This is a genomic window from Desulfatitalea tepidiphila (assembly GCF_001293685.1).
GTDB lineage: Bacteria > Desulfobacterota > Desulfobacteria > Desulfobacterales > Desulfosarcinaceae > Desulfatitalea > Desulfatitalea tepidiphila.
Map to the genome: position 1 here is coordinate 196,212 of NZ_BCAG01000001.1, position 22,749 is coordinate 218,960.

Below are 22,749 nucleotides of genomic sequence, written 5' to 3' on the forward strand. Positions count from 1 at the left end.
CCAAATTCTTTGGGTTAATGGCTATGAAGCAATTCGGTCTATTCGTCGAACAGGCGACGGACCGAGCCGGCGAATGGTTTCGGTCATCTCCGTTGCGATTTCCGCAAAACGCGGCCCCATGGCCGAACTGAGATTGAACATTTGAACCCGCTCGGGTTCTATGTCTGCCTCGGCCAGCAGCTTCCGCACCGCGGCAACCCTTTTCCGGGCCTTCAGGTTCCCTTCTAGAAAATGGCATTCGCCCTCTATGCATCCGGCCACGTATACGCCGTCGGCTCCATTTTCGATGGCCTTGAGCAGATGGCTCATATCCACCCGGCCGGTGCATGGCACCTGAATGATCTTGACATTGGCCGGGTAGGTCAGACGCATGCTCCCGGCCAGATCACCGGCCGCATAAGCACAGTACTTGCAGCAAAAGGCCAGAATCTGGGGCTCGAAGAGGTGTTCAGCGGTCATGCATGCCTCCTTGCCTGTGGGTTTTTGCACCATGGAATCGGCAGAATCTCTTTTCTGCGTTCCGGACCTCATGTTGAATCTATTCAACCAATAAACGGATTGGGTGTTCCCGGTTCCCCGGGCAGCAAGACCTCCTTCAGGTCATCGCCTAAATACTCCCGCTCATTTTCGGCCAGGACACCCAGGGCGAGGGCGACAATGCTCCACATGTGGACCGTGTGATAGGTGCCTCCGAAATGGTCGGCCAGGTCGTGGATCTGGGCGTGGCAGTTGTGGCAGGGTGTTACGCAGTAGTCGGCGCCGGTGGCGATGATCTGGTCGAACTTGATTTTGCCGTATTGATGGCGCGCTTCGGTATAGCCGGATTGCAGGTAACCACCGCCGCCACCACAGCAGTAGTTGTTGGATCGATTGGGGACCATGTCGACGAAGTTCTCTTCGCCCACACACGCCTTGAGCACGAAGCGCATTTTTTCGGCCTGTTCGTCCCCGAAGCTTTTGCGGATCTGGTTGCAGGGGTCCTGGACGGTGAACTTGAGCTTCAGGTCTTTGTTCCAGTCGGCGCTGACCTTCAGCTTTCCCGATGTGATCCATTCATAGTAGTAGGCCACCAGGGGGGCGATTTCCAATTCGGTATGGATATTGAATTTCTTGTTGGCCGCCCAGACTGCATAGGTGGAGTGACCGCATTCGGTATTCAAGTAAACTTTGCACCCCAGTTCTTTGGCGCGTTTGAGTGTATGGGCGGATGTCTTTTCCCAATTTTCGTCATCAGCCAGAAACATGCAGTAATTTTCGCCGCCCCACGCTTCGCAGCTGTAGGTCCAGTCCGCACCGGCCAGATGAAGAATTTTCCACAGGGGCACCATCTCGTCCGGTTCGGTGACCGGCTCGCGGGAGTTCTGGCTGAGGAAAAAGTGAGCCCCCTGCTTCTCCAACGGCGCTTCGAGTGTTTCCCATCCAGGTTGCGTGCCGCGAACCTCGTCGAGCACATCCTCGACCACGAAGCGGAAATCTTCGGGGGGCGTTCCCATGGCGCTGCAGCTGTCATTGCGCAAGGCCATGTCGCAGGAGGCCAGGATGCCCTTTGGGCGCTCGTCGCGGGGCCACAATTTGCGGGCCTCATAGACCAGACCCGGGATGTTGATGGCCATGGGGCAGACATGCATGCAGCGGCTGCACATGGAACACATCCAGACCCAGGGGTGTTTGGTGATCTCATCGTCCATGCCAAGCATGACCATGCGCAGGAATTTGCGCGGGTCCATGCCTTCCAGGCCGGTGGCCGGGCAGCCCGATGCACAGGCGCCGCAGGTGAGGCACAGGTTGAGATTTTCACCTCTGGGGATGAGGTGCCGGACCTTGTCGAGAAATCGTTCCTTGTTGGGGCCTTTCAACACGATGGCTTGGGTCATGCCGGAACTCCTTTCCGCGCATGCGGCGCGATAGGTTTTCAGGAATCGCCGCCGGCTCGGCCCGGACCCGGGTCAAGACCTCTTTACAAGGCATATCCAAGTACCTGGCAGGTACCCGTCGAGGTTGTGATGTGTGCTGTGCCGAATTCAATATTCGGCGGAGGGGCACCGACGGTTGGTCCCTATGCCTGCGCACGCCAGCCCGGGCTGCGATCAGCGGCTTGCTCAGGTAAAACCAGTGTGTCGGTGTGGAAGGAGCATGTGGATTTTTCCAGATTAACGGTAACCGAATTTCCTGCGCCATGTCCTTCCTGTTTTTGGATGGGCATCAGGCAGGCGTTACCTCTAAAAGGGCTGAAACAAAAAGTCAAAGCGATATATTCAATGCCAGGGGGTCTACTGGATTAGTATTTTCAATTTATGCCATCTGCTTTTTTAATCCGTCTTGTTGGGTCGCCGACAGCAATTCTAACTGAATCTGTCCCACCCACGCCGGTTTTAATGAATAGCATTCAGATAGAATCCCTGGGGTGCAGACACTTGCCGCGATATTTGCCGAAAAGGCATGGCGAGCTTCATGGGCATTGTCGAGGTGTCCTCCGCGGGATTGATGACTCTATCTGGCGGGGAATGTCTCGAGGCCTTGATGAATTTAAAAGGATGAAATGGCTATCGCACTATATGTTGTGATATGGATCCGCACTGCATTCCATATATTGGAGATCCAGATTTGGCGGGCCTTTGAATCCGATTTTAGCCATTCGCTCATGTTGAAATTTATTGACAATGGTGTGCCAGGGTGCTATTCATCTTATCTTGTTTTACTTATAAGATGTTGATTTTATAAGCTAATTTTTTTCTCACCAAAAACAGATGTGACGCTGCGGGTCCGCAGCTTTTTAGACTTGCCTTTTACATAAGTCCGTGAAGGATAATCATCGGACAACCAAAACGAAGGGGGGTGCAAGGAAAACAGCTTAAGGTTCCACATGTTTTGAGGCGTGGATTGGTTGGATTTTTAAAAACCAAATTTAGGAGGTATATTAAATGCCAAGTTTCGTAATTCAGGAAAAATGTGACGGGTGCAAGGGTGGCGACAAGACCGCTTGCATGTACATTTGCCCCAACGATCTGATGGTTTTGGATCCCAACGCCATGAAGGCTTATAACCAAGAGCCGGATCAGTGCTGGGAATGCTTCTCCTGTGTTAAAATCTGCCCCACCCAGGCAATCGAAGTGCGCGGCTATGCCGATTTCGTACCCCTGGGAAGCTCCATCATGCCCATGATGGGTACCGAAGACGTCATGTGGACCTGCAAGTTCCGCAACGGACTCATCAAACGTTTCAAGTTCCCCATTCGCACCACTCCGGAAGGTGCCGCCAATGCTTATGAAAGCCTGAAGGGCAAAGATCTCGACAGCCAGCTGCTTTCCACCGAGGAAGCCGACGGCCGCGCGCTGCCAACTCCCAAGGCGACCGTGTAGGGCGGAGATTTGAATCCATTAATTCATACACTTCGATATAATTTTTAGGAGGTATAGATATGGCATTACCGAATAAGCCTTTGGGTGAACTCAAAGCTGTGCGGGACCCTGAAGTTGTTGAAAAAGAAGTCGACATCCTTATCGTGGGCGGTGGTATGGCTGCTTGCGGTACCGCGTTTGAAATCAATAAATGGTTGCAGCCGGGCCAGACCGTGCTGCTGTGCGACAAGGCCGCCATGGAGCGTTCCGGCGCCGTGGCCCAGGGTCTGTCCGCCATCAACACCTTCATCGGCGAGAACAGCCCGGACGACTACGTCCGCATGGTGCGCAACGACCTGATGGGGCTGGTGCGCGAAGACCTGATCTTCGACCTGGGCTGCCATGTCGATGACTCGGTCTACCTGTTCGAAGAGTGGGGCTTGCCGATCTGGAAAAAATCGGCCGAGGGCAAAAACCTCGACGGTAAAAAAGGCCAGGCCATGGGTACCCTGAAGAGCGGCGCCCAACCGGTCCGCACCGGTAAGTGGCAGATCATGATCAACGGCGAATCTTACAAACGTGTTGTGGCCGAGGCCGCCAAGAAAGCCCTGGGCGCCGACAACATCATCGAGCGCTGCTTTATCGTCGAGTTGCTCTTGGATGCCAATAAACCCAACACCATCGCCGGTGCCGTGGGTTTCTCGGTGCGTGAGAACAAAGTCTACATCATCAAATGTAAAACCATGATGGTCGCCTGCGGCGGCGCGGTGAACATTTACCAGCCGCGTTCGGTGGGCGAGGGCAAGGGCCGTGCCTGGTACCCGGTGTGGAACGCCGGTTCCACCTACACCATGTGCATGAAGGTCGGTGCCGAACTCTCCATGATGGAAAACCGTTTCACCCCGGCCCGCTTCAAAGACGGTTACGGCCCGGTGGGTGCCTGGTTCCTGCTGTTCAAGGCCAAGACCCTCAACGGCCTGGGCGAGAACTTCGCCGCCAGCGATGCCGCCAAGAAAGAGCTGGAAAACTATGCGCCTTACGGCACCGCTGCCATCACCCCGACCTGTCTACGTAACCACCTGATGTTGTTCGAGATGAAAGCTGGTCGCGGCCCGATCATCATGGACACCGTCACCGCATTGGCCAACCTGGGCAAGACCATGGACAAGAAAGAGCTCAAGCACCTGGAGTCCGAAGCTTGGGAAGACTTCCTGGACATGACCTGCGGCCAGGCCAACCTGTGGTGTGCTCAGGACTGCGAGCCGGAGAAGAAGAATTCCGAAGTTATGCCCACCGAGCCGTACCTGCTGGGTTCCCACTCCGGTTGCTGCGGCCTGTGGACCTCCGGTCCGGACCTGGATTGGGTGCCGGATGCTTACAAAATTAAAGCCGACAACGGCAAGGTGTACAACCGTATGACCACGGTCAACGGTCTGTTTACCTCCGGAGACGGTGTGGGCTGCTCCGGTCACAAGTTCTCCTCCGGTTCCCATGCCGAGGGTCGCATCGCGGCCAAGCAGATGGTGCGCTATGCCAAGGATCATGCCGACTTCAAACCGACCCTGAAGCAGAGCAATCAAGAGCTGGTCGATCTGGTTTACAAACCGGTTCGCACCTTCCTCGATCACTGCAATTACACCACGGCCATTGACATCAACCCGAACTACATCAAACCCAATGGGATGATGTACCGGTTGATGAAAGCGACCCATGAGTACGGCGCCGGTACGGCCACCTACTACATGACCAGCAGCAAGAGTCTGGAAATCGTCATGGATCTCCTCAAGACCATGCGCGAGGACTGTGCAAAAATGGCGGCCGGCGATCTGCACGAACTGATGCGCGCCTGGGAGATTGAACACCGCATCTGGACGGTGGAGGCTCACCTGCGTCACATCCAGTTCCGTAAAGAGACCCGCTATCCGGGCTTCTACTATCAGGCCGACTACCCCGGACAGGATGATGCCAACTGGTTCTGTTTCGTCAACTCCAAGTTCGATCCGGAGAAGAAGGAATGGAATGTGATGAAGAAAGACTACATCAAGATCATTCCTGACTAATGGGCGGGTATCGGTTATGCGATAAGCGCTGACAAAAATACCTCCAGGCGCCGCAGCGCGCCTGGAGGTTTTTGTTAGCTGGGCCCATAACAAGCCTGCCGTTAGACCGGTGCAGGCGATATCCTTTTTGGTCGCCGCTAATCCTTCGTCGATAGTTCATAAGCGACGGAGGAGGGCCGCTGAATGGCGAAGCTGAGCCCTGGAGAAAATCGATGACGCGCTCCAAGGTTCAGCTATGTGGTTCAGGATCCAAGGGTATCGCCTGCGGCCGCCGGGAGCGGCTGCAAAGAGAACATCTTATTTCATGAAGCGACGCTTCGAGTATTCGATCTCGAAAAGTGATTTTGCTTCTGCCAATTCTAGAACGCACGGAGGGATAGCATGACAAGTGAAAACAAAGCCCCTGCGAGTGGAAGCATCGTTGTGGTCGGTGGCGGTATCAGCGGCCTGACGACGGCCCTTGAAGCCGCGGAAGTGGGGTATGACGTCTACCTGCTGGAGAAGAATCCCTACTTGGGCGGGCGGGTGGCCCAGTTGAACCAGTATTTCCCCAAACTGTGTCCGCCGACCTGCGGCCTGGAGATCAACTTCCGCCGTATCAAGGACAACCCCCGCATCAAGGTATTCACCTTGGCCGAGGTGGAGAAGGTGGAGGGTGCACCCGGCAACTACGATGTGACCATCAAGCTCAACCCACGTTATGTCAACGAAAAATGCACCTGTTGCGGTGCCTGCTCGGATGCCTGTGAAACGGAGATCAGCGACGATTATAACTTCGGCATGACGACCCGAAAAGGCGCCTATATGCCATTTGAAATGGCTTTTCCGGCGCGCTATGTGGTATCGCCGCAGATTATCGGGACGGAAGACGCCCAGAAGGCCAATGCGGCCTGTAAATACGATGCCATCGATTTGGAGATGCAGGCCAAATCCATGACCATCCAGGCCGGCGCCATCGTATGGGCCACGGGTTGGGAGCCCTACGACGCCAGTAAAATCGACAACCTCGGGTTTGGGCAGTACGACAACATCATCACCAACATGATGGTGGAACGCCTGGCGGCCCCCAACGGCCCCACCAAGGGGAAAATTCTACGGCCGTCGGACAGTAAAGAGCCCCAAAGCGTGGCGTTCGTGCAATGCGCCGGGTCGCGGGACGAAAATCATCTGCCCTATTGTTCCTACATCTGTTGCATGGCCTCCCTGAAGCAGGCCACCTATATCCGTGAGCGCTGTCCGGACGCCGATATCTACATTTTCTACATCGATTTGCGTGCTCCGGGTGATCGTTACGAAAAATTCTATAAGAAAATCAAAGAAGACAAGAAGGTCTTTTTTGTCAAGGGCAAGGTCGCCGAAGTGGTGGAAGATTCGACCACCAGGCAGGTGACCGTCGTGGCCGAAAATGCCGTTACCGGCGAAAAAACAAGACAAACCGTGGATCTGGTGGTCCTTGCCACCGGCATGCAGCCCACGGCCGCCAAAGTGAAATTGCCGGCGGATCTCAAGTACAATGCCGATGGGTTCATTCTTAACGACTATGAAAAGGGTGGCATGTTCGCTGCTGGATGTGCCAACAAACCGGCCGATGTCGTATCATCCAACCAGAATGCGACCGGTATGGCCTTGAAGGCCATCCAAACCCTGGCAAGGAAGTAGGAGGCTATCCATGGATAAGAAATATGGTGTGTATATTTGTGAAGGCTGCGGCATCGCTGAGTCCCTCGACGTGGATGCAATTAAAAGCGTGGCCGCGGATGAAGGGCGAACGGCAAAGACCCATCCCATCCTCTGCAGCCCCGAAGGGGTGGATTTCCTGAAGAAGGAGATCGCGGACGGTGTCAACACACTGGTGCTGTGCGCCTGTTCCCGGCGGGTCCATTACGACACCTTCCGGTTCGACGGTTGCATTGTCGACCGCGTCAACCTGCGTGAAGGCGTGGTCTGGTGTCATCCCCGCGACAAGTTCCCAAAACTGACCGAAGAAGAAAAGGCCGGTGGGGATGCCTTTGATCGTGTTCAGATGATGGCCGAGGACTATCTCCGCATGGGTATGGCCCGGGTACAGAAGGTGGCCTTGCCGGAACCCTACAAACTGGAGACGACCTCCGAAAAGATCCTGGTCATCGGCGGCGGTGTCACCGGAATGAGTGCGGCCCTGGATGCCGCCAGGGCCGGATATGATGTGACTATCGTGGAAAAGGAAGACCAGCTGGGCGGCGCGGCCCTCAACTGGCGCAGCCAGCTGCCGGTAGGTGATCCATATGACAAGCTGATTCCACCGGTGATCGAAGAGAAGATCAAAGCCGTTCAGGCCGATCCCAGGATTACCATTAAGACCTCCACCGTGGTGGCCCGGCTGGCCGGCCAACCCGGAGAGTTTACGGTCACGTTCAAAAAGCCCGGCGAAAAGATCCAATTCGATGTGCCCTATCCCCTGCCACCCGAAATGCTGGTGGATGAGAGTGGAAAGGAATTGGATGCCGAGACCTTGCACAAGAAGTATATGGAGTACAACGAGGGGCGGGCCGATATTCTGACCCTCGATCCCAACGGCGAGTTGTTCGGCGCCGTGGTGCTGGCGGCCGGCTGGCGGCCTGCCAAGCTGGAGGGCGATGCCTATGCCCACCTGGGCTATGGCGCGATCCCCGATGTGGTCACCAACGCCGAATTCGAAGCTATTGCCAAGAAAGGCAAGATCGCTCGGCCTTCGGACGGCAAGCCGGCCAAGTCCGTGGTCTTCATCCAGAGCCCGGGCAAGGACGAAGATGACAGCGATTTCAGTTACGCAGGCGCGGTCACCAGCCTGGTGAGCCTGAAACAGGCCAAGTATGTGCGCGAGGATTACGAAGACGGCAAGTCCTTTGTCTTCTACCAGCATATGCGCACCCCGGGTCTCAACGAGAATTTCTACAAGAGCATTCAGCAGGATCCGGGTATCTTCCTGACCAAGGGCAATGTGCTCAGCGTCGCCAAGGGCGGCGGTGGCCTGATGATCGAAGCCTCCGACACCCTGCTCGGCGAAAAGCTCAAGGTCAAGGCCGACATGGTGGTGCTGGCGGCCGGCATGGTGCCGGTCACGAAGGACGATCCCGTGGTCAACATGGCCTATCGTCAGGGGCCGGCCTTCCGCGACATCGACCTGTTCAACGGCTACTGCGATTCCAATTTCATCTGTTTCCCCTATGAAACCCAGCGCACGGGTATTTACGCGGCCGGCGCGGTGCGTCGCAGCATGACCACCGAAGAGGCCATGGAAGATGCGTCCGGTGCGGCCCTCAAGGCCATTCAGTGTATCACGTCCGTTAACCGGGGCGTTTCGGTTCATCCGCGTTCGGGCGATATGACCTTCCCGGATTTCTTCTTTCAGCGCTGCACCCAGTGCAAACGCTGCACCCAGGAGTGCCCCTTCGGCGCCCTGGACGACGATGCCAAGGGAACACCCAAGCCCAATCCCACACGCTGCCGTCGTTGTGGCACGTGCATGGGCGCCTGTCCCGAACGCATCATCGGATTTGCCGACTACAACATCGACAGCATCGGCTCCATGGTCAAGGCGATCAATGTGCCTTCGGAAGACGACTACTCCGAACCACCCATGCGGATCCTGGGGTTGGTGTGTGAAAACGACGCCTATCCGACCTTGGACATCGCCGCCCTGAACAAGCTTTCCTATTCGGCCGACGTTCGGTTGATCCCGGTGCGTTGTCTCGGCTCGGTCAACGTGATCTGGATCAAGGATGCGCTTTCCCAAGGTATGGACGGCGTCTTCCTGCTCGGCTGCAAGCACGGTGACGACTATCAATGTCATTTCGTCAAAGGCAGCGAGCTGGCCAGCATCCGCATGAAGAAGATCGGCGAGGCTCTGACCAGCCTGGCGTTGGAGGTTGAGCGCGTGGCCCAGTTCGAGGTCGCCATCGACGACTACGACAAGGTGCCCCAGATCATCAACGATTTCGTGGAATCCATCGAGGCATTGGGACCCAACCCATTCAAAGGCTTCTAGCGTGTCAGCCGGCGAAATGGAAACCCAAAGCGAATCGATTGCTGTTTCAATTCAGGAGGTAAATGTATGTCTGACTCATATTTAGTCGAACCGGATGTCGGCTTTATCAAGGAGGTGATCAAGCTCGGTGGCGAGGATGTGAAAAAGTGCTACCAGTGTGCCACCTGTTCTGTCGTCTGTCCCATCTCCCCGGACACCAAGCCCTTTCCACGCAAGGAGATGATCGCCACATCGTGGGGTCTGAGAGACCGCCTGGTGGGCAATGGCGATATCTGGCTGTGCCACAATTGTGGCGATTGTTCGACGCGCTGCCCGCGTGGTGCCAAGCCGGGTGACGTCCTGGCAGCGGTGCGCGCCTATGCGGTGACGGAATACGCCGTTCCCAAGAAATTGGGGAAAATGGTCAACGACCCCAAATCGTTGCCGATTTTGCTGGCCATCCCGGCCGTGCTCATACTGGTCGCCGGTTTTATCTTCAATCTTTTCGGCCTCGGCTGGCTCAACTTTTCCCCCACCGGTGACGAGCTCTGGCAGGCCGACTACTTCAGCAACTATATGGTCGATATCATCATGATCCCGACCTTCTTTGCTGCCATCGCGGTTTTTGCCCTGGGGTTGAAGCGTTTCATCGCCGACATACATGCCAATGCGCTGCAAGAGGGCAAGACCGACAAGGAGAAGATCGATCCGGCCGGATTCATACAAGCTCTGATCAAAATCATCCCGACAATTCTCAAGCACAACCGTTTCAGCGAGTGCGGGGAGAACAAGGAGCGCGCCACGTCCCACATGATGGTGCTGTACGGCTTCATCGGCCTGTTCATCGTGACCGGTTGCTTTTTCATTGCCGAGTGGGTGCTGCACATCGAAGGCCCCTACAGCCAGATCAACCCGATCAAGTGGCTGGGCAATGCGGGCGGTATTGCGCTGCTCATCGGCGGCGGCCTGATGATTGCCAAGCGTTTGAATCAAAAGGATGAGGTGTCCAGTTATAAAGATTGGTACCTGCTGGGCCTGGTGATGTTGCTCAGCGGCACCGGCCTTTTGACCGAGATGCTGCGGCTGGGTCACCTCTATGGCCTTTCCGCATTCGTCTACTATCTCCATTTGATTTTTGTGTGGGCGCTGTTTGCCTATACCCCCTACTCCAAATTGGCCCACCTGGTCTACCGAACGGTGGCCATGGCCTACCAGGAGTATTCAGGGCGCAAATAGCAGGTTTTTTCGATACGCCAATTCAAAGGGGGCCGTGTCCCGCATGGGGCCGGCCCCCTCTGTGCTTTTCGGCACGGTCGACCCCCTCAGGCAGATTTTTGGACGCCGCTCAGAGGGCACAAGGCTCAGCACCGAGTCGGCCGGACACCCAATGCGGGAGTGATGGACAGACGCTTTATGTCTCCCAAATCGAATTTGGCATCCAAGGTAAAAATTCGAGACGCCTACGCGCTCGATTTTTATCGATTGCTCGATGATGTGCCGTTGGGAGTGCTCGTGATGGACCGCCATCGCCGGGTGGTGTTTTGCAATCGTTTTTTAGAAACGCTGATCGGCACGCAGGCCTTGAGGACCGAGGGGCTGCATTGCCGCAACGTGGTTCGCAGCCGCACTTGTATCACCGGTTGCCCGGCCGAGCATCTTGCCGAGCTCTCGGAAACGGTTTGCATCCAAAGCGATTTGATCAATCGGGACCGCAAACGCATTCCCGTGCGCATGACCCTCTCATCGCTCTACGATGTCCAGGGGAAACCGGTAGGCTTCATCGAAACCATAGAAGATCTGAGGCACTTGAAGGCCCATGATGAGGAGGCGGCGCAAGCCTATAGCTTCAGCCACATCGTGGGGCAGAGCGTTCAGATGCAGAAATTGTTCGGTATGCTGCCCGTGGTCGCCCAGAGCGACGCCTCGGTTTTGATTACCGGTGAGACTGGTACGGGAAAGGACATGCTGGCCGAAGCCCTGCATCAGGAGTCTGCCCGGGCAAAGGGGCCGTTTGTCAAAATCAATTGCGGTGCACTGCCGGAGACACTCCTCGAATCCGAGCTCTTCGGACACACCAAAGGCGCTTTTACCGGCGCGGTGGAAAACAAACAGGGGCGTTTTTACCTGGCCCACAACGGCACCCTCTATCTTACCGAAATCGGGGATTTGCCCCTCCCTCTGCAGGTCAAGCTACTCACCTTTTTAGATGACAAAATCGTCTATCCGCTCGGCAGCACAAAGGGTTACGCCGCCAATGTGAGGGTGATTGCCGCGACCCACCGCGACCTCGAGCAAATGGTGCGTGAAGGGAAGTTTCGCCAGGACCTCTTCTTCCGACTCAACGTCATGCGGCTCAACATTCCCCCGTTGCGCGACAGGGAAGGGGATGTGCGTTTGCTGGTGGATTACTTCCTGAACTATTTCAATCAGAAGCTGCACCGAAACATGTCGGGTTTTTCAGCCAAGGCCATGCAGATTCTCCTCTCGTATGCCTATCCTGGAAATGTTCGCGAGTTGCGCAACATCGTGGAATATTCCGTCAGCGTATGTCGCGAAAAGAAAATCCTCGCAGCCCATCTCCCCACCTACCTGTCTGAAAGGCGACCCATGACCGTGGAGCCGCCTGCGCCGTCCGGACCTACCGTTCAACGGGCCGGTCCTGCACCAGTAGATCGGGAGGGCGTTTCGACCTGGACCGAGATGGAAAAGCGGCTGATACTCGATGCTCTGGTCCATACGCGCGGGAATCGCGTGCTGGCTGCAAAGCATCTGGGCTGGGCGCGCAGTACCTTGTGGCGAAAAATGAAACAATACGGAATCGACGCATCATGACGACCAAGGTGATGATCCCCTTGCACAAGGATGAGGTGGCGCCCCGCTTCGATTTGTCCACCGAGGTGTTGATGGCCTGGTGTTCGGACGAGGGAAACGTCGAACAGGAAAAACTGTTGATTCTGCCGGGCCCATCGGCAGAGCGGATTTGCCACATGGCCATGACCGAGCATGTGCAGGCCATTATCTGCGGCGGTATTGACCAGGAGGTGTTCGACTATCTGACCTGGAAGAACGTCGACGTGATCGACGACGTCATCGGCCGCGCGGCAACGGTTTTACGACGGTATCTTTCGGGCCGGCTGCAACGCGGCGACATCGTTCCATCGTAATCTCAACGGGCATGAATCCCATTTTCATCCGTTCGCCAGTCGCCCTTGGCCTTTTGCGGCCCGAAGAGATGTTTCGATTTGATTTATAAATGATGCAAAAAGTTGCATAATGAGACTATGCCTGTTTCGCTGCTGTGGTTCAAAAAATATCTGATTGAATATCAGGTGGTTTACGGTTGGCATGCGCTTTGCTGAAGCCAAGATGGTTTTAATTGGGATCGAACACACTGCGCATCGATTGAGAAATGGATCCACATATCCTGATCATTGCAACAGAGACCAGTTTGCGCGCCAATCTTTCGCAACACTTGCGACAAGAAGGTTTTCACGTATCTGAAACCGATGGCACGCAAGAGTTGATGAATTTTATAGACGAGGAGAATTTCGGCTTGATCCTCCTTGATCTTCAAGGGTTGAAGCGCAATGGCATCGCCATGATGCGTCACATTCGACAGCGATTTCCCCAAATCAAAATTATCACAATCAACTCAGGCGATCAGCTCGATTTGTCCATTGAAAGCATGCGCCTGGGGGCCTTTGATGATTTTCTCATTCCTTTTCATCTGGAGGGTTTGATAGCCCGTATTAGAAGTTTGGGAGATGGGCGAAGTACCGAGGATAAAAACGAGAAGTCGCAATAGACAGTTGGGTGTCTAACGACATAATTATAGTTACCAGGAGGTGTTGCGTGAAGAAGTATAAAGTCAAGGACTTGATGGTACCGCGGGAGGATTATGCGGTGATTTCTGAAGATGCTAATATTTTCGAAGCGGTGCAGGCCCTCGAAAAGGCCCAGCAGGATTTCGACCAGGCCCGTTACCGCCATCGGGCTATCCTCGTGGAGGATAAAGCGGGTCGGATCGTCGGAAAGCTTGGGCAAATCGACGTCTTGCGCGCGTTGGAACCCAAATACGAGGAAATGAAAGCCGATACCCCAGGCATCGCCAAATACGGCTTCAGCCGAAAGTTTCTGCTCTCCATGCTGGAGACTTACAAGCTTTTCGATAAACCGTTGGATGATATCTGCCGAAAAGCTGGATTGGAAAAAGTCTCCACTTATATGCATCGCCCCACCGAAGGGGAATATATCGGTGAAGACGATTCGCTGGACAAGGCCATTCATCTGTTTGTGGTCGGTTCACACCAGTCTCTCCTTGTAACGAGGGGCGATCATATCGTGGGGTTGTTGCGCCTCACCGATGTATTCGCGGCGGTTTTTCATGCCATGAAGGCATGCAATCTGTAGAAATTTTGCGTCATTTGAACTCGGTGTCAGATGATGCGGAATGAATCGATCGATAGGGGGAATAAATGGCTAATACGTCTGTGGCAGTCGACTCGTCTGGGGTCGATTGGAAAAAACTGGGTTTTCTCTTTCTCGGCTTGTTTCTTTTTGCCGTGGTTTACTGGTCACCGGGCTGGCCGGACGCCGTCGACCCAATGGGCAAGCATTTCGTATTGACGCGGGAAGCCAAGGCGGCGTTGGCCGTATTCCTGCTGGCCGGCACCTGGTGGGTCTTCGAGGTGGTGCCCATCGGTGTGACCAGCTTGGCTATCGGCGTGCTGCAGGCCCTGTTCCTCATCCGGCCGGCCAAGATCGCGTTTACCGATTTCACGGTGCCGTCGGTCTTCTTCATCTTCGCCTCGCTGATGATCGGCCTGGTCTTCACCAAGACCGGCCTGACCAAGCGGTTGGCCTACAAGATGCTCATGATCGTGGGTGAACGGACCAGCATGATCATGCTCGGCTGTTTTGTGGTGACGGCGGCCCTGACCCATATCATGGCGCACACGGCAGTAGCGGCTACCATCTATCCGCTGCTCGTCTCCATTTACGCCATGTACGGTGAGGGCGATGCACGCACCAAGTTCGGCAAGGCGCTCTTCATGGGCATGGCTTATGTGGCCGGCGCGGGCAGTATTATTACCCTTCTCGGCGCGGCACGCGGTGCGGTGGCTTTAGGCTTTTTCAAAGAGATCATGAACCAGGACATCTCCTTTTTCCAGCTGACCTATTACATGTTCCCCATCGGCTGGTTGATGACCTTTGCGCTGTGGGGTTTCTTCATGATTTTTATGAAGCCCGAAAAGGATCGCATTCCAGGGTTACGGGATCGTGCCCGGCGACTCAATGACGAATTGGGCGGTCTTACAAGCAAAGAGATCCTGGCGGCGGTCATCGTAGGTGGGTGTATTCTGGTGATGTGCCTCCAGAATTTCCTGCCCGCGTTGCAGGCGATCAACAAGACCGGTATTATCCTGATTTCAACGATTCTTTTTTTCGTCACCGGTCTGCTGAGCGTCGAAGATCTCGAGGATGTGCCCTGGAACATCATTCTGCTGTTTGGCGGGGCCATGAGCATCGGCAACTGTCTGTGGGAAACCGGGGCAGCCAACTGGCTGGCCGTCAACTGGCTGCTCATGTTCCAGAAGGCCAACTGGTTCATTTTTGTCATGAGCATCACCTTTTTCGTCATGGTGATGACCAACTTCATCATGAACGTGGCAGCCATCGCCATCTCCCTTCCCGTGGCCCTGGTCATCGCGCCTTACTTGGGGGTGGCCGGCGAAGTGATTTTGTTCGCCTCGCTGGTGGCCGCCGGTATGCCCTTCCTGTTGCTGGTGGGCGCGGCGCCCAACGCCATCGCCTATGACTCCAAGCAATTTACGCCTGGGGAGTTTTTCCTCTATGGCATCCCGGCGAGCATTCTCTTGATGATCGTCACTGGTTTCGCGGTCTTCATCCTCTGGCCGCTGATGGGGATGCCGGTGACCCTGAACTGACCAAAACTCGGCTTAAACATCAAAAGGGCGCGTCATTCCGACGCGCCCTTTGTGTTGATATGTGCTCATCTGCAAATGGCCAATTGGGCCGATATCGACATTGCGCGAGAATTCAAATTCTCAAAAAAAACGGAGAGGCACCGTGCGGCACCTCTCCGTGGGAGAGCGGCAGATCTGTGAGCTTGCCGTTAGCGATTATTCGCCGGTGGCAGCCTTGTGGGTCTTGATCTTGACCTTTTCGGTCAGGCCTTCATAGTACTCGCGCAGGATGACAACGACTTCGTCACGGCCGAAGTGATCGGGCATCTCGCCGCCTTCACTCAGGATCTTGCGCAGCATGGTGCCGGAGAGCAGTACGCGGTCTTCTTTGCCATGCGGGCAGGTGCGCAGGGAGGCCATGCCGTCGCACTTGTAGCAGTAGAAGGTCCAGTCGATCTTCAACGGGGTGCACAAGAGAGCCTTGCCCTCTTCTTTGGGCATGGGGATTTTGTCGAAGATGGTCTGGGCTTCGAACATGCCGTAGAAGTCGCCCACGCCGGCATGGTCGCGGCCGATGATCATTCTGGAGCAGCCGTAGTTCTGGCGGAAGGTAGCATGCAGCAAACCTTCACGCGGACCGGCATAGCGCATATCCAACGGATAGCCGCCCTGTACGACGTTTTTCTCCACGAAGTAGTTTTTCACCAGGGCATCGATGCATCTCACGCGGACTTCTGCGGGAATGTCACCGGGTTTCAGGTTGCCCACCAGGGAGTGAATGTAGACACCGTCGCACACTTCCACGGCAATTTTGCACAGGTACTCATGGGAGCGGTGCATGGGGTTGCGCAGCTGCAGGGCGGCGATTTCACTCCATCCCTTCTCCTCGAAGATTTTGCGGGATTCGGCCGGACGATGATAGACGCCGGCATATTTCTTGGGGTACTCGCCTTCGCTGAGCACTTTCACGGGACCGGCCAGGTTGAACGCCTTCTGCTTCATGACCATCTGTACGCCGGGATGATCATCTCTGGCGATCTTCCAGAACTCTTCGGCGGTCGGGGTGCCTTCGCCCATGAAAATCTTCTCGCACTCCCACTCTTTGTTGGCATCGGTCAGCTCGTATTTTTCGGTGACCTTCATAGTGGCCATGATCTCTTTGCTTTCGGGATCAAACAGGGCGATTTCTTCGCCCTCTTTAATGGCGTTGGCATCTTCCTTGGAAACGTCCAGGGTCACCGGGACCGGCCAGAAGGTGCCGTCGGCGAGAAGAAAGTTCTCGCAGACACCCTTCCAGTCCGCTTTGGTCATGAAGCCGGTCAGGGGGCTGAAACCACCGATACCGATCATGATCAAGTCGCCTTTGACGCGTGGGGAGATCTCGACCTTTTTGAGACCCTCTGCTTTTTTCAGTTCGGCAGCCCTTTCTGCGCCTTCGAGCAGGCAAATGGTCAGGCCTTTTCCGCCATGGGGGGGAATGAGTTTCGACATACAATGCTCTCCTTTCGATTTTTGTTTACATATCAGTAGGCTAAACTGCCTTGTGGGCGTGCGTGCCTTCGATGGCTTCAAGGGCGTATACCTATAGAGGAACCGCCGTTTTGTCAAGGGTAATCGCCCGACACCCCTTTCTGAAGATGCCGCGCTGCAATTTGACATTGCGTTCAGCAAAAGTGTGGTGTTATGAGGTAACCCAATTCCATTGCGGCAGCGGCAGGCAAAAAAGGAGAAGGCACGATGCGCACTGCGGAAAAGCTCAAGGACAGTGTGGACATAATCGAAAAAATCAAAACCTTGCCGGCCCTCGAGTCTTTTGACGAAAAGGACCTCAAAGAGCTGTTGCGTATCAGCAAGATCGTCCGCTATGAACCTGGTGAAACCATCGTCGACGAAGGGGCCTACGACAAGTGGCTCTATTATTTGATTTCCGGCAGGGTTCGAATCGTTAAAAAAGATACGGAGCTGGCGATTCTCCAACGAACGGGCGATGTTTTCGGCGAGGTGGGCAATATGGGCAGCGGTGAGTTGTCCGTATCGGTGTTCGCCTTGGACGAAGCCACCTGCCTAAAAATCGATATTTCCAGCGTCGATGGTTTGCCCAATGAGAACCGTTTCGTGTTTCGTTATGCCATCTTCCGCGGTTTTGCCGAGGTACTGGCCAAGCGGTTGCGCATCACCACCTCCAAGTATCTCGAGGCCAAGGCGGAGATCGAGCGTTTGAAATCCCTCATTAAAAAATCTTGATCCCTCATCTTAAAAAACCGTTTTTCACCGCAGAGGCGCGGAGCAAACAGATAAAATTTGTATTATCAAATAGATGCCTCTGAGGTCGCTGCGTTTCTGCGGTGATTTGCGACTTCATACGGCGCCGTCACGGTTGAATGAGAATGGTGGGATACATGCCCTGCAGATCGCCTTCCGGGTAAGGTTGTATGGTGTTGAAGGAGATTTTCTGATTCTTCTGGGCATGGCCCCTGTCTTTTTGGCCGTCGAAGAAGGCGCCGTTGGCCTCCAGAATGTGATGGATGCGTTCCTGGAATGCCTTGACAAACGTCCCTCCGCTGCCCTCGAAGTGGAGGTCGCCTCTGGAGAGCTTGTTCTCGACTTTCGCTAGATCCGCAATGCGGATACTGTTTTTCTCCAGATCGGCCGGGTTTTTGATCAATCCCCAGGCCAGATGGCCGGGCGGCAAGTTCAGCGGTTCGTCGCTGTCCATGATCGTGTGGGGCATGATGATGCATTCCTTGCCGATGGTGATGCGGCTCTCGGGTCGGCCGTGAAGGAAGCTGTTGAAGCCGACGAATACGGTGTTGCCCAGATCCGCTTCGATGATTTTGGCGCCATGCGCGGTGATGTCGTTGCCTTCCAGGCGGCTGTTGATGATATAGCAGTTTTCCTGGGCATTGGCCCCCTTGCCGAGCCAGGAGTTTTCGAGATAGGCGCGTTGGGCGACCAGGACGTTTTCGTCGATGTGGGTTTTGGGTTTTACCACGGCGAAACGATCCAGTGACGTGGTTTGGGGCACTCTGATGGAGGAGGGGAGATTGACGACATCGAAAAGCAGTTGGAAATCTTTTTTCCGGTTTTCGACAAAGTCCATGAGTACGCCGCAGGGTGCTTTCCCCGCCTCGAAAGAAATATAAGGAAACAGCGCCTCGCGGGGATAACGATAGAGGAAATTGAACACACCCGGCACACGAACCCACACGGTGCCGGGGTCGATCTTGAGGTGATTGACTTCGCCGGCCTGAATGTAGGAAAAGGCGCCGATGACGCAATCGTTCATGGTCGTCAAGTCGACGGTGGCAAACGGTCCCAGGAAACTGCCGTCGGTGGGGGAGCCGTGAATGTTGGCATAGTGGGTGCTGATGGTGTTGGTGATGAAGAAGAGTTCGAGCGTCTCCGGATCGTGGGAGTAGTTGTGAACCAGGGTTTTGACGAGAAAGCTGTCCTCGATTTCGATGGCTTCGTCTTTGGAAACGGGGATGTCGAAACCCTTGTAGTGCACCATCGCACCCTGCTTCTTGAGTTCGTCGCCGCGGATGTCGCTTTTATAAAGGATCGAGTTGGCCGTGCGGCACCTGCCCAGAAAATAGCTGCCCGACAGGTTGGAGTGCCTGAAGACGAAGTTCAGGGGATGGTGCGGCGTAACGCCGTAAAAGGCATAGAATTTGACCATTTTCTCAAAACTGACGAGGCCCTTGATGTAGGGCGTGACATCGAATTCCAGCTCACGCAGGTTGATATTGACCCGTTGGGCGATTCTGTCGAAAAGTTTTTGCAGTTCGTTCATCGTCCATCCTCAATTAAGGGTTGAGTTCACACTCTTTCATGGTGTGGAACACGGCCGCGAAGACATCTGTCAGACGCAACAGACCCACGATATCCTTGCCGCGGGTGACCAGCAAAGAGAGATGGTTGCCCAGCACCAGTTGGTGGATGGCCATGTCCAGGGTGGTCTCTTCGTCCACGCACTCCCCTTCCGTGGTGGCCTGCATGAAATCTTCGACCTTCAACTGGGCGGCCTTGGTGCACAACGCCTTCAAGGGCTCGCTTTCCATCCGTCGCTCTTTTTTTCAGTGCGCGGACGAATTGCTGGCTGAAGCCAAAGCGATTCAGTTCGTCGATGTCCTTGAGATCTTTGCCTCTGGGTTCCAGGGCCCACAGCACATCCATCTGGGTGAGTTTGCCGGTGACGCGGTTGTCGTGGTCGAGGATCAGAATGGCGCGATGCCGGTACTTGGTTCGGTCGAACTCCTCCTGGGCCTTTTCCAATGCCTGAATGGCATCGAAAAGGGTCGAGCCCACGTGGACCGTTGCATATTCGGACAGGGGAACCATCAGCTCTTTAACGGTTAAGCTTTTCACGTCTCTCCTCCGATAGGGGGCTATGGGCCGGAACCGAGGTCCCGCGATGGATGTAACAGAAGGCCCGGCCAGCTGCCTGGTCGGGCCTGAGATTCAATGGCGGAGAGAGAGGGATTCGAACCCTCGGTGCAGGTTTCCCCACACACTCGCTTAGCAGGCGAGCGCCTTCAGCCGACTCGGCCATCTCTCCTTCGACTTTTGGTTGTATCGTCAAAATTTCGATTCGTTCCGTCTCCCCTTCCGCAGGCGCTGTGGCGAGCGCTGTTCGCGGCGTTTCACATGCTGCCAGAGAGCCTTGAATGCTTCGACGACTCAACGGAACTGGCGGAGGGAGTAGGATTCGAACCCACGGAGCTTTCGCTCAACGGTTTTCAAGACCGCCGCCTTAAACCACTCGGCCATCCCTCCCGCAAGGGTAGGTCCGCTCTTACCATCATGTGCCTAAGGGGTCAATAAGTTTTGCGAATTCACCAGGTCAGCGGAACGATAATGCCACGATTATGGAGTTGACATCAATCCTTTTTGGTGATTATGTGGCCGGCAAAAATTGGCCCCAAGGATAGAGTGTTTTAGGAGATCCAGAACATGAAACAAAAATATGCCATCATCCGGGATGACGATCAGGCCACCCTGGTGGTTCGCGAATATGCCGAACTCGATAAGGAGATGATGTCCCTGCTGTGTGAGGAGACCTACTCCCAGGAAAAGATAAAGTCGGCGCTGAAAGACGGTCAGATCGAGTTGATCAAGGCGATTCGAACCAACAACATGTATCCGCCCACCACGTTCGCATATGCCATTGCCGAAGCCATCGCCGGGCTTCTGGACGAAGGCGGCAATCAATCCGCCGAACTTTTTTTCGATGACAAAGACCTCTTCCAAAGAGGCGAAGAGGTGGCGATCGAAGAGGCTGCGGACGAGGAGGAGGTCGACGAGGACGTTGATGTCGACGACCTTCTGGACGATGACGATGCCATCGATGATGATTTTGAAGACGACAGCGTGTTGACCGACCTGAAGACATCGATCAAGGTGGCCGACGACGATCCCGCCGACACCGATGACGCCGTCTGAACACCAATAACCCGCTCGCAAAACAGAGGGGTCACTCCCGTTCATCGCTATTGGCGATAATTGCGCCCACCGCCGAGGTGGGCGCACGCTTTTCAATCGAGCAGCGCCTCGATTTTTCTCTCCAGTTCCCGGTAACTTTGCCGGCCGGGCCTCTTTTCGACGATTTTCCCTGCCTTGACGACCATCAGGGTGGGCACCCCCACAATGCCGTAGTCGTTCATGGCTGGGGTTCCCACCCAATAAACCGGAAAGGGAACGCCCAGTCGGTTCACCAGGGGTTGGGCGGCCTCCGGGTTTTCGTCCAGGCTCATCCCAACGATCTGGATGCCTTTGTCTTTGTATGCGCGGTAAAGCGCCACCAGATCGGGCAGTTCCGCTTTGCACGGCGGGCACCAGGCGGCAAAAGCCACCAGAAAACCGGTATAACCATCGGCATGGATCAGCTCCTTCAAGGCTCCCGGTTCTATGGATTTCACGGGATTGACGGTGGGCGCCGACGGGCCGCAGGCCGTCACCATCGCGAGGATCAACGCACATACGGCGAAAATAAGAAAACAGGGGCAATTCCGTTGTCTGGCGATTGTACTTGAATGGATAGGCGCTATTGAATTCATGGTCGTCCAAGATTTGCTGTTGACGCACGGACAATTTTCATAATATGAAAGCTATTCATAAATTGTTCTATCCGTCCCAATTTAAATAAGCCGTACATGTTTTAAAATAGTATTCGCTGAACAGCTCAATTGAATCAGGTTTTAAGATGGGACTGTTGGAAACCGGACTTTCATGCGAATGAAACCATTCGATCGCGCATCTCTTTTGTTCACGAGATTTTCTATTTGCCGCCCATATCAGGGAAAAACATTTGAAAACAGATTTTATCAATGGATCATGCGGCGTCAAGGGCTTGAATGGATGATTTTTGATTCAAGCGCTTTTTACCGGCGATCCACAGGTCTGGTTTGTTCGGGGCTCTGCATGCGGCAGAGCCTTTATTCGTGTTGCATCGTATGAGGAGGAGCCAATGGACAAGAAAGAACAGTTTTACCAACGGCTGGAGCAACGAGGGGTCTCACGAAGGGACTTTATGCGGTACTGTACCTTTCTTACGGCCACCATGGGACTTTCGGCATCCTTTGTGCCCAAAGTGGCCGAGGTGTTTGCCGCTCCCAAGCAGCGACCCCCGGTGATCTGGCTCAATTTTGGAGAATGTACGGGTTGTACGGAGGCGATGCTCCGCACCGTCTACCCGTATGCCGACGAGTTGGTCCTGGAGATTCTGTCGGTCGAGTATCACGAGACGATCATGGCGGCGGCCGGACACCAGGCCGAGGAGCAACTCCAGGCGGCCTTGGAAAAGCATTCGGGCAAATTCATTTGCGTCGCAGAGGGTGCAATCCCCACCAAATATAATGGTGGCTACGGGCGTATCGGCGGTCGGACCTTTCTGGAGATCGCCCAGGAGGTTATCCCCCAGGCAGCGGCCACGATCTGCATCGGCACCTGTGCCTGCTTCGGTGGCGTCCCGGCGGCCAAGCCCAATCCGGGCGGATACATGGGTGTCGGCCAGGCCTTGAAGATGAAAACCATCAATATTCCCGGATGCCCGCCCAACCCGGTCAACCTGGTGGGCACTATCGTCAACTATCTGCTGCTCGGCAAGTTGCCGGCGGTCGACGACATGGGGCGGCCCCTGTTTGCCTATGGCAAAACCATCCACGATCAATGCCCGCGCAGGTCGCATTTTGAAAACGAGGAGTTTGTGGAAGAGTTCGGCTCCAAAGAGGCGGCTCTGGGCTACTGCCTCTACAAGATGGGGTGCCGCGGTCCAGAGACCTACAACAACTGCCCGGTGGCCAAATTCAACGACGGCACCAGTTGGCCGGTAGAAGCCGGACATCCTTGCATCGGCTGCAGTGAACCGGATTTCTGGGACAAGATGACCCCGTTTTACGAAGAATTCTAACCACTGTCCGAAGGCAGTGAAGGGAGGATAT

General features: G+C 55.1%; 20 protein-coding genes and 2 tRNA genes. 14 read left to right on the forward strand and 8 right to left on the reverse strand.

The genetic code is table 11. From position 1 onward, the window contains the following. Positions 1 to 21: 21 nt before the first annotated feature. Entirely contained in the window at positions 22 to 459 is a 438-nt protein-coding gene (locus tag DFT_RS00860; protein WP_054029359.1) for a hydrogenase iron-sulfur subunit, read from the reverse strand. Between the two features lie 83 nt (positions 460 to 542). Further along, the gene (locus DFT_RS00865) at positions 543 to 1,874 is read right to left on the reverse strand and encodes a (Fe-S)-binding protein (RefSeq protein ID WP_054029360.1); all 1,332 of its coding nucleotides are present in this window, start codon (positions 1,872 to 1,874) and stop codon (positions 543 to 545) included. Between the two features lie 1,047 nt (positions 1,875 to 2,921). Here DFT_RS00865 and aprB point away from each other — a divergent pair. The 10 genes from aprB (at position 2,922) to DFT_RS00915 (ending at position 15,331) form a co-directional block, all read left to right on the forward strand. Then, complete coding sequence (gene aprB, locus DFT_RS00870) at positions 2,922 to 3,359, forward strand: adenylyl-sulfate reductase subunit beta (RefSeq protein ID WP_054029361.1); 438 nt, start codon at positions 2,922 to 2,924, stop codon at positions 3,357 to 3,359. Positions 3,360 to 3,418: 59 nt separating this feature from the next. Further along, positions 3,419 to 5,398 carry an adenylyl-sulfate reductase subunit alpha gene (gene aprA / locus DFT_RS00875; RefSeq protein WP_054029362.1) on the forward strand — a complete coding sequence of 660 codons (1,980 nt, stop codon included), beginning with the start codon at positions 3,419 to 3,421 and terminating at the stop codon, positions 5,396 to 5,398. 381 nt (positions 5,399 to 5,779) lie between these two features. After that, positions 5,780 to 7,057: a CoB--CoM heterodisulfide reductase iron-sulfur subunit A family protein gene (locus DFT_RS00880; RefSeq protein WP_054029363.1), complete on the forward strand. Its 1,278-nt coding sequence runs from the start codon at positions 5,780 to 5,782 to the stop codon at positions 7,055 to 7,057. 10 nt (positions 7,058 to 7,067) lie between these two features. Next, entirely contained in the window at positions 7,068 to 9,404 is a 2,337-nt protein-coding gene (locus DFT_RS00885) for an FAD-dependent oxidoreductase (RefSeq protein WP_054029364.1), read from the forward strand. A gap of 66 nt (positions 9,405 to 9,470) precedes the next feature. Then, positions 9,471 to 10,619 carry a quinone-interacting membrane-bound oxidoreductase complex subunit QmoC gene (qmoC, locus tag DFT_RS00890; protein WP_054029365.1) on the forward strand — a complete coding sequence of 383 codons (1,149 nt, stop codon included), beginning with the start codon at positions 9,471 to 9,473 and terminating at the stop codon, positions 10,617 to 10,619. A gap of 177 nt (positions 10,620 to 10,796) precedes the next feature. Beyond that, a complete protein-coding gene (locus DFT_RS00895) occupies positions 10,797 to 12,215 on the forward strand; it encodes a sigma-54 interaction domain-containing protein (RefSeq protein WP_054029366.1) in 1,419 nt (472 codons plus the stop codon). Beyond that, positions 12,212 to 12,547: a NifB/NifX family molybdenum-iron cluster-binding protein gene (locus DFT_RS00900; RefSeq protein ID WP_054029367.1), complete on the forward strand. Its 336-nt coding sequence runs from the start codon at positions 12,212 to 12,214 to the stop codon at positions 12,545 to 12,547. Before DFT_RS00895 ends, DFT_RS00900 begins: the two co-directional genes overlap by 4 nt. A gap of 245 nt (positions 12,548 to 12,792) precedes the next feature. Beyond that, positions 12,793 to 13,188 (forward strand): response regulator transcription factor, encoded by a 396-nt coding sequence (locus tag DFT_RS00905; RefSeq protein WP_054029368.1) that lies wholly within the window; start codon positions 12,793 to 12,795, stop codon positions 13,186 to 13,188. 47 nt (positions 13,189 to 13,235) lie between these two features. Continuing rightward, complete coding sequence (locus tag DFT_RS00910) at positions 13,236 to 13,793, forward strand: CBS domain-containing protein (protein ID WP_076750316.1); 558 nt, start codon at positions 13,236 to 13,238, stop codon at positions 13,791 to 13,793. 65 nt (positions 13,794 to 13,858) lie between these two features. Next, a complete protein-coding gene (locus DFT_RS00915) occupies positions 13,859 to 15,331 on the forward strand; it encodes an SLC13 family permease (protein ID WP_054029369.1) in 1,473 nt (490 codons plus the stop codon). A gap of 195 nt (positions 15,332 to 15,526) precedes the next feature. Here DFT_RS00915 and sat read toward each other — a convergent pair whose 3' ends face one another. Further along, positions 15,527 to 16,801: a sulfate adenylyltransferase gene (gene sat / locus DFT_RS00920; RefSeq protein ID WP_054029370.1), complete on the reverse strand. Its 1,275-nt coding sequence runs from the start codon at positions 16,799 to 16,801 to the stop codon at positions 15,527 to 15,529. Positions 16,802 to 17,047: 246 nt separating this feature from the next. Here sat and DFT_RS00925 point away from each other — a divergent pair, with 246 nt between their 5' ends. Next, a complete protein-coding gene (locus tag DFT_RS00925; protein WP_054029371.1) occupies positions 17,048 to 17,554 on the forward strand; it encodes a Crp/Fnr family transcriptional regulator in 507 nt (168 codons plus the stop codon). A 127-nt stretch (positions 17,555 to 17,681) separates the two neighbouring features. On the opposite strand, the gene DFT_RS00930 is transcribed toward DFT_RS00925, so the two are convergent. Both DFT_RS00930 and DFT_RS26645 read right to left on the reverse strand, forming a co-directional pair. Further along, on the reverse strand, positions 17,682 to 19,103 hold the full coding sequence (locus DFT_RS00930; RefSeq protein ID WP_054029372.1) for a transferase: 1,422 nt from the start codon (positions 19,101 to 19,103) through the stop codon (positions 17,682 to 17,684). A 13-nt stretch (positions 19,104 to 19,116) separates the two neighbouring features. Beyond that, the gene (locus DFT_RS26645; RefSeq protein WP_235506171.1) at positions 19,117 to 19,371 is read right to left on the reverse strand and encodes a CBS domain-containing protein; all 255 of its coding nucleotides are present in this window, start codon (positions 19,369 to 19,371) and stop codon (positions 19,117 to 19,119) included. Between the two features lie 31 nt (positions 19,372 to 19,402). Here DFT_RS26645 and DFT_RS27150 point away from each other — a divergent pair, with 31 nt between their 5' ends. After that, positions 19,403 to 19,669, forward strand: coding sequence for a hypothetical protein (locus DFT_RS27150; protein WP_369688295.1), 267 nt, complete (start codon positions 19,403 to 19,405; stop codon positions 19,667 to 19,669). Positions 19,670 to 19,775: 106 nt separating this feature from the next. Here the strand turns inward: DFT_RS27150 and DFT_RS00940 are convergent. Beyond that, positions 19,776 to 19,868: transfer RNA gene (locus tag DFT_RS00940), tRNA-Ser, on the reverse strand. 132 nt (positions 19,869 to 20,000) lie between these two features. Further along, positions 20,001 to 20,086 (reverse strand) — tRNA-Ser (locus DFT_RS00945). A gap of 177 nt (positions 20,087 to 20,263) precedes the next feature. Between DFT_RS00945 and DFT_RS00950 the strand changes: the two genes are divergently transcribed. Beyond that, the gene (locus DFT_RS00950; RefSeq protein ID WP_054029373.1) at positions 20,264 to 20,752 is read left to right on the forward strand and encodes a hypothetical protein; all 489 of its coding nucleotides are present in this window, start codon (positions 20,264 to 20,266) and stop codon (positions 20,750 to 20,752) included. Positions 20,753 to 20,844: 92 nt separating this feature from the next. On the opposite strand, the gene DFT_RS00955 is transcribed toward DFT_RS00950, so the two are convergent. Continuing rightward, positions 20,845 to 21,270, reverse strand: a complete 426-nt coding sequence (locus DFT_RS00955; RefSeq protein ID WP_161807057.1) for a TlpA family protein disulfide reductase — start codon at positions 21,268 to 21,270, stop codon at positions 20,845 to 20,847. 506 nt (positions 21,271 to 21,776) lie between these two features. Here DFT_RS00955 and DFT_RS00965 point away from each other — a divergent pair. Further along, positions 21,777 to 22,718, forward strand: a complete 942-nt coding sequence (locus DFT_RS00965) for a hydrogenase small subunit (RefSeq protein ID WP_054029376.1) — start codon at positions 21,777 to 21,779, stop codon at positions 22,716 to 22,718. Positions 22,719 to 22,749: the final 31 nt, after the last annotated feature.